This is a genomic window from Bacillus sp. SM2101 (assembly GCF_018588585.1).
GTDB lineage: Bacteria > Bacillota > Bacilli > Bacillales > SM2101 > Nanhaiella > Nanhaiella sioensis.
In genome coordinates this window covers 1-8,124 of record NZ_JAEUFG010000055.1, presented here as the reverse complement: position 1 = coordinate 8,124, position 8,124 = coordinate 1, and the positions used below count along the sequence as shown (strand labels likewise).

At 33.0% G+C, this 8,124-nt stretch carries 6 protein-coding genes; 3 read left to right on the top strand and 3 right to left on the bottom strand.

The genetic code is table 11. The features are described 5' to 3' along the window. Positions 1-467: 467 nt before the first annotated feature. On the bottom strand, positions 468-1,520 hold the full coding sequence (locus JM172_RS23655) for an oxidoreductase (RefSeq protein ID WP_214484842.1): 1,053 nt from the start codon (positions 1,518-1,520) through the stop codon (positions 468-470). A gap of 155 nt (positions 1,521-1,675) precedes the next feature. Here JM172_RS23655 and JM172_RS23650 point away from each other — a divergent pair, with 155 nt between their 5' ends. From JM172_RS23650 to JM172_RS23635, 3 genes are all read left to right on the top strand, one after another. Further along, on the top strand, positions 1,676-2,113 hold the full coding sequence (locus JM172_RS23650) for an Lrp/AsnC family transcriptional regulator (RefSeq protein ID WP_214484841.1): 438 nt from the start codon (positions 1,676-1,678) through the stop codon (positions 2,111-2,113). Positions 2,114-2,790: 677 nt separating this feature from the next. Then, complete coding sequence (locus JM172_RS23640; RefSeq protein ID WP_214484840.1) at positions 2,791-4,314, top strand: serine hydrolase domain-containing protein; 1,524 nt, start codon at positions 2,791-2,793, stop codon at positions 4,312-4,314. Positions 4,315-4,764: 450 nt separating this feature from the next. Next, on the top strand, positions 4,765-5,649 hold the full coding sequence (locus tag JM172_RS23635) for an alpha/beta fold hydrolase (RefSeq protein WP_214484839.1): 885 nt from the start codon (positions 4,765-4,767) through the stop codon (positions 5,647-5,649). 564 nt (positions 5,650-6,213) lie between these two features. Here the strand turns inward: JM172_RS23635 and JM172_RS23630 are convergent. Then, entirely contained in the window at positions 6,214-6,717 is a 504-nt protein-coding gene (locus tag JM172_RS23630) for a hypothetical protein (protein ID WP_250886862.1), read from the bottom strand. 174 nt (positions 6,718-6,891) lie between these two features. Continuing rightward, positions 6,892-7,461, bottom strand: a complete 570-nt coding sequence (locus tag JM172_RS23625; protein ID WP_214484838.1) for a hypothetical protein — start codon at positions 7,459-7,461, stop codon at positions 6,892-6,894. Positions 7,462-8,124: the final 663 nt, after the last annotated feature.

The following is an 8,124-nucleotide window of genomic DNA, read 5'->3' as shown; positions in this document are numbered from 1 at the left end:
ATTGCAGAAATAGATGAAGAGATGTTAAAGGGTTGGAAAAAGAAAAAGAACGAATAGAATCCGTACAGCTTTTCTGTTAAAGTGGAAAAACCTATCTAATATATTCTCATGAGTTATTCAAGAAAATGGCGCAAGAATATAGTAAAGGCTATCTTAGCTATTTTAAGGATATTACCTATTTAAAATAGGTCAACCAGAAAAATCCTGGCTGACCTTATAATACGATATGGCGCATATCTGAAATATTGATATGTGCCATTATTCATTTTAGGGCCAGATAATGGAATAAGACTTTCAAATAAAACCATAATGTTAATATTCGTATGGAGATTGTGAAGAAATTTACTTAAATTAACGGCGCAGGATAGTTGATTAAAAAATGTCAGGCTGCAAGGATAAATAAATTAATGTTCTTCCAAATAACGGATACGTTGATCAAGAAAAGATCAACTCACATTTTAAGTCTTCTAATTCAAGTATTTTAAATCAGTTACAGCTTCATAGGGTTTAATGGGTCTTTCTTCTAATATTTTTTGAACGAAATCAGGATTAGCAAGTAAAGGGCGTCCAAATGCAGCTAAATCAATTGTACCTTCTCTAATAGCATTAGAAGCAATTTCTGGATTTAAATTTCCTACACCTATAATGATTCCATCCCAATATTTTCTCACCAGCTGATGAAAGGTCATATCATTAGCAACTTTCTCAGTAAAATCATTTGTTGATGGGTGAAGAATTTTGATTCCAACTTCATTAAATAATTGTATAAAAGCCTTTACACTCTCTTCAGGATTGGTCCATCTATAACTTGGGATATCATCTTTAATTTCAGAAAATCTAATGATTGTTTTATCTTTACCCACTTCGTTAATAACTGCATTTAATACTTCCTTCATAAATAACAATCGATTGAATATATCACCCCCATACTTATCAGTCCGTTTATTGGTAACTTCAGAATTGAATTGGTCTATTAAGTAACCATGCGCTCCGTGTATTTCAACTCCATCAAATCCTGCTTTAACTGCATTTCTTGCAGCCGAAGCATAATCTTGAATCACTTTTTTTATATCATTCAAAGACATTTCTTCAGGAGTTTCGTAAGGCTTACGTAATCGATGGACAAGACCATCTGCTTTTACAACTGAGGGTGCTTGAGGAGCGAATCCCCCAGTCAGGTCGTGGTGTGTTAATCTTCCCACATGCCAGAGCTGCGCAACAATTTTTCCTCCTTCCTCATGAACAGCACCAGTTACCTTTCTCCAAGCATTTACTTGGTCTTCTGTATACAACCCTGGCACACCCAATGTTCCTTTGCCCCTAAGAGTGGGATTAATACCCTCTGTTATTATAAGACCTACACCATCTTTGGCGCGTCTTCGGTAGTAAGCAACGATATCCTCACCAACAATGCCAGAAGTATTGTTAGCAAAACTACGTGTCATTGGAGCCATAACAATTTTTGTTCTAAGGTTCCAATTAATGATTTTAATTTGATTTAATAGATCATTTTTTTCCATGTTCATAACTCCTTTATAATGGTATTAACTTCTTGTATAATTTTATATAATGAAAGTAAGTAAATATATAGAACACTAAAGTTAATATTGGTCAGGTGCTTTTAAATTCATTTATTTTTATATATTTCACTTATAAAATAAAGGTGGTCTTATATATGGATAACTTAGATAAACAAATTCTCCTAGTTCTACAGGAGAAAGGTCGAATTTCGATGACGGAACTGGGAAAAGAGGTAGCATTATCTCAACCAGCAGTTACTGAAAGAGTTCGAAGAATGGAAGAAAAGGGGATCATTGATCATTATAGGGCTATAGTTAGACCTGGAAAAATAAACAAGCCTATAACAGCCTTTGTTTTATTCCAGACCAAAGGGTGTGAAAGTTTTGTGCAATTTTGTAATGAATCAAACGACGTAATCGAATTACATAGGATAAGTGGGCAATATAATTTTTTGGTAAAAGTTGTTACAGAAACTCTTCAAGCGCTAGAAGTTGCAATTAATGAGATGGGCACATTCGGAGATTCAACTACATTAATAGTGCTTTCATCACCTATAGAAAATGATAAATTGATTCCCTTAATAAAAAACTAAATCATATTAAACATCGATTAAGGGATAATTTATTGAAATGCTTATTGAAGCAGCAAAGTGTGATCGCTCTTTTAATTGAGGAAGAGGGTTTGTTGATAATGTGGAGGCGGCTATGAGAGATAGAAGTTCACTAATAATAATTGAAAATAAACAGGTTGTCTTAGAAGAATTAGGAGTAGAAGTCAAACTTATGCATTTCAGAAGTTGAATTTAATGGAACACAATACTTTTTTCTTTCTCAAATCATTGCTGGAACATTTGGAACTGGGAAAGGTGAAGAATACACTGATGAAAATAGAGATAGAGGAACTTACTTGCCAATGTGGGTAGATATAGAAAGCTTACTCAATTAAATGGGGCATTTCTCTAAGAGATGCGCCTGTATTTATGATTTAGGCCATATTGTTTAACAACAAATATTATTGATTAATCATTTTATTGTAATTATGCTGACTGCATTATCAGCTACACTCAGGAATTTCAAAAAAGCAGGATTTGCAATTGCGGTCGGCATGAGGAATTTTATGAATAGTTTACCTACAAAGAGGTTTTTATATTGAAGAGTTAGAAAAAGATACTTGCATAATCCTGACGCTACCTCTATTTTGAAACCAAAAAATGTTTAATACGTATTAATTATAAGAGTTAATACATGTGCAGGAGGGAGTTGGTTAAAGGTGAAAAAAATAATATTAGGAATATTCTTAATTATTTGTCTGTTCTTTTCAGCAATGAACAATGTAGAAGCAAAGAATGCGATTGAAAATGTTGATTTGGTTCAATTAGAAGAGTATATAGAACAAGAAATGAACAAGCATAAAATCCCTGGTATGGCCTTTGTGCTAATTGCAAATGCAGAACCTGTTTATATGAAGGGGTTTGGAAGCCAAAAAATTGGAAGCGATATTAAAGTTGACGGGCAGACGAACTTTGGGCTTGCTTCTGTATCTAAGTCGATGACTGCCTTGGCCGTTGCGCAATTAGCTGAACAGGGCTTGCTGGATGTTGATGCGACCGTGGTAGAGTACTTGCCATGGTTTGTTTCTCAAAATCAAGAACTTTCAAAACAGGTGACTATTCGTCAATTGTTGCAACACAGTAGTGGGATTCCAACCAACTCATATGGACTTGAAATTGAAGATAGTTCAAATTATGGATTAGAAAGACAAGTAAAAAGAATTAGAGAAATTAAACTTGTTTCTGTACCTGGAGAAAATTTTGAGTATTCTAATTTTAACTATTGGACGCTTGGTCTTATCATTGAAAAAGTATCAGGTATGAATTATCAAGAAGCGATGAATAAGTTAGTATTCCAGCCAATGGGGATGGAACGAACTGGATTTTACACAAAGGTCTCTAATTTAAATAATTTATCTGTAGGTCATCGCTTAGAAGGAGGTAAGAACAAACCATTTGATTATACTGATCCATATCCAACGGTTGCAGCGGGAGGAATATATAGTAATGCGCAAGATATTGGACGTTACATAACTACATTACTACATGATGGACAATATAAGGGACGTCAAGTAATTCCAAGTGAGGCAGTACGCGAATTGTTTATGGAAACCTTCTCTATTTCTGATAATGAACAATATGGTTATGGGTGGGAAATCTCTCAAGAAGCGAATACTAAGGTGATAGATCATGGTGGAGATAATCCTAACTTTACAGCAGACGTGTATTTGTTTCCAGATTACAGTCTTGGGTTTGCCTTACTATCAAATTCCCAAAATGATGTCACTCATTCAATCAGTGAGAATATTAAGAATAACATCTTGGGTAAAAAATTAGAACAGGCAGCATCGTGGAAAGAAGATGAGTACCAATTAGCGAAGGTTATTTTATTTGTTGCATCGGGATTATTGGGTCTTATAACATTATACGTTTTATCAATGGTGTGGAGGTTTAGACAATTTAAGTTAGTATTTACTATGAAAATAAACAGAATCAAAATAATTTTCCAACTGATTCTATTCCCTATAATATTCCTCGGAGCAGCGGCAGTAGGTTTCTATTTTCCTATATTTGTGATTGGTTCCTATCACATTGCAATATTATATGCACCAGACTTGGTTTATAGCATCATAGTACTTTCAAGCGCTTTACTATTAATCGGACTACTCTTTATCATCAGTGCTTTTATACGTTCAACGAAATATATACATCATGAAAAAGGGAACTTTATAGTGACTAAATGAACTATTTTAATGATGAAAAACAGAGAAGAAGGTTATTGCATTATCTATCAGAAAGAAATTCAGACAGGTGTTGCTTTAAATTACTATTCCATCATATAGATCACAATGTACAACAAGAATTTTTAATGGCAGTATTAATATATTTAAAATTGAAATATAAATAGAGTGATCTTCCGCAAATTGGCGCAAGAATATAGTTAAGGCTATCCCGACTACCTAAAGGATAAAATCTATTAAAGAATGGTCAGCCAAGTAACTTGCTGACCTTATAATACGAGACCAGCTAATAGACACTCAAGTAATCTTCAGCAATCTTGGCGCTTTTTACAAATTAAAAAGCATCATTCTTCATAATTTGTGGTGTTAGAACTGAACCAGACGTTTAGGTGTAGAACTCATCTTTAATTAATGGATATATTTTGATTAACTCTTAATGGGGGAGAAGATGGGATGGATAAACAGATTGAACTTTTCAGAAGTGAAAAAAAGAAATCCGAGTATCTACAAATATATGATCGAGCCTTATCTCAACTAACTACACCATTTACAAGCAAGTATATTGGAACAAACTTTGGTAATACTCACGTTATCCGCTGTGGAAAGGAAAATAGTCCGAAGTTATTGATGTTACATAGCATGGGATTCACCTCCATTGCTTGGCATGAAAATTTAGAAGGGCTCTCTAAGCAATTTGATATTTATTGTATTGACTTAATCGGAGAACCAAATAGGACAGAAAGTAACAGAATAAAAATAACTCTAACAGACTATTTACAATGGTTAGTAGAAGTACTAGATGCATTAAACTTGGAAAAAACCAATCTGGTTGGTTGGTCATATGGAGGATTTTTAGTAACTGCCTTTGCAATGAATTTTCCTAACCGTATTGAGAGAGTTGTAACAATGTCTCCGGCAGGAACTATTTCACCTTTGACTATTAGTTTTTATATAAAGCTCCTTCCTGCATTATTTAGTGGGAAAGATAAAAAAATCAATCAATTTTTAAAATGGATAAGTGGCAAGGATAATAATAATTATCCTAACCCTGCTTTTTTATTGTTTACTGTAGGAATGAAGAATTTCAAAGGATGGGCAAGAGGTACAAAAATTATCGTATATTCAGATGATGATTTTATGAAACTTAAAGTACCTTATTTACTTTTAATTGGAGATAAAGATCCTATTTATAAAAAAGAAATACATAATCAACTTATAGACAAATTCAACAATATTAGCCCCAATATTAAAGCAAGTATAATTGGTGGAACACACGGATTCCCAATGCAGAAATCTGAAGTTGTAAATAAAAAAATAATCTCATTCCTTACGAACTAAAAAAATTATTGTGATTAATCTTTTGTTTATTTTTTTGCTAGTTTAGGATCAAGGAATATCAGGAAGAATAGTTGGTTTTTTTAGTAGCAAAAATAGGTTGTTATTCAACAATATGGCGCAAGAATATAGTTAAGGCTATCCCGACTACCTAAAGGATAAAATTTATTAAAGAATGGTCAGCCAGGTAACTTGCTGACCTTATAATACGATATGGCGCATATCTGAAATATAGATATGTGCCATTATACATAACTCTAGGGAAAAAGTATTTCTGATGAAGAAAGTCGCATCCAATGTAAAGGAGTCAATTAATAAATATTGGGCTAATTTGTAGCGTTAGTTCAACAGTAAAGGCCTAACATAATAAACATGGTTATCTATAGGTTAGGTAAGTATAACGTTTGATATTAAAAAGACCACAACATTTTAGATAAGTCTAAAATGTTGTGGTCTAATTTATTTTCTATTTTTATAAACTCACTTGTCAGTTTAAGTGATTTTATTCAAAAACTTAATCCTTTAATTGATTTTGATTTTTTATCAAAAAGGATAAACTTCAATGTTCTATTTTAAAACTGTCTCGGCCGGGGTAAACGCTTCCCATTGATTATATTTCGTTGTTATTGAAGAAATAAACCAATACATTCTAAATGGTTCTAGATTCTTTTCCACGGTTATAATTTTCTGCCCACTACCAAAACCTGCATATGATGTCTCTAAGTCATATTTAACGGTATACCGCATTCTGGATTCGCTAAGCTTTTCTATTTTGCTAAAACGAAAATTACTAACCCATGGGCTTGACTGACCTGTCCCCCAGTGAGTTTGCTCAAATTTTATCCTTGATTCTTTCTGAAGAGAAGGGGACAACATTGCATATTGAATAGCACCGCTTCGATTATTCACACCTAATATCCATAATTCAACGGCTTGTTTTGGTTCGAGTACGTGCAAACCTGTCATAAAAGATATTAACTGACTTTCTAAAGGATTGGGTTGTTTTGTGGCTGCTATTGCGGAATTATTACAAAAAAGGGTTAGTGAAAATAAAAAGATTATAAATCGCAATAAATTCACCTCTAAAGTTTATTTTCTTAGAGGTATTATTCTACCTGTAATTATTATTGATTCGTATTCAAACGATTTGCATTGATGTTTGGCTTTTTTCGTAAAGATTGTTGCTTTAGAAAACACAAGGATAATCTGGGCCAAGTTTAACTTTTGTTTTGGATCATAGTTTGTCTAGTTTTTTAATTGCGAACTCCAAGGAGGAGTAGACCCAGATAAATCATTGATCTCTTGTTTAACTAGACCAACTTTTTCAGCATAATAATCTAACATCTCAAAAACGGTGAATCGATGAAAATTTCCATATATGTAATCAGGTTCATTTCTCAAATCCGGATCAATCTCCGAAAGTCGCATTGTCGCTTTCCCAGTTTTATTGTTATGTTCATTAATAGAGACACTAAAATTTATATATTCGTTATAACCATTTGCAACTGAAATCACGGTTACTTCGCCCATATTTATCATAGGAAATCTGGGGTCTTTTGGTACTTTAATTGACACCGTTGTTTTTCCTTCGGAATTTGTTAATGCTGTTGCTATAATCTCCCCTAAAGAATTTATTACGATCGATCTTGCACCTTTTATAGGAGTAGCAGCTTGTTGTTCGGAAGGTCGATTGGCAGTCACTACTTCAATAGTCAGTTCTGCAGCTATTGTACTATCCTCTGATGCTAAAATTGTATTAACAGAAATCAAGCATAAAAAAATTAAGGTGAATATCATAAAGACTTTTATATTCAAAAGAAACACACCTTTATTATCGTTTCTTGTATTTTTAGATGTGATGACAAATTTCATTCACTATGAATACTTATAATTATTAAAACTATCTAATCTAACCTTTAAAGACAAAAGGTTAGCCGTTGATCTAATATTAAACAGAAGTTGAGTTGTATCTACTACTTATTTATAATCCTCTGGCTCTGCATCAGATGGATTTTCTTATTCCACAAAATGGCGCAAGAAGCTAGTAAAGTTTATCTGGACTATGTTAAGGATAGTTACCTATTAAGGAAACACAAGTGATAATTCGTTTCGTATCTTTTATATAACAGCTAGGTTGATTTTCAACAGTAATGGTGCATTTGTGATTATTAAAAAATATTATAGTCGCAAGAACAACTCTGACAAGTATATGTCAGAGTTGTTTTGTTATGATTTATATTAGTTGATCAAAGTTTCTCAATTGCCAGTATAGTCACGGGACTTAAATAGTCACTCATTATTTCATTGCGTAAAATAAGTGTGTTTATAACTATTTTGAAGGGGCAGGTTATTATGAGTAAAGAGAGAGAACAAGTTATAATGAAATTAAGAGAATTTCAACAAAATCAGTTTAACGTAGAAAAAGTGCAGGATGCGTGGGAGTACATGCCAATACTACTTAACTATATTGGAGATATC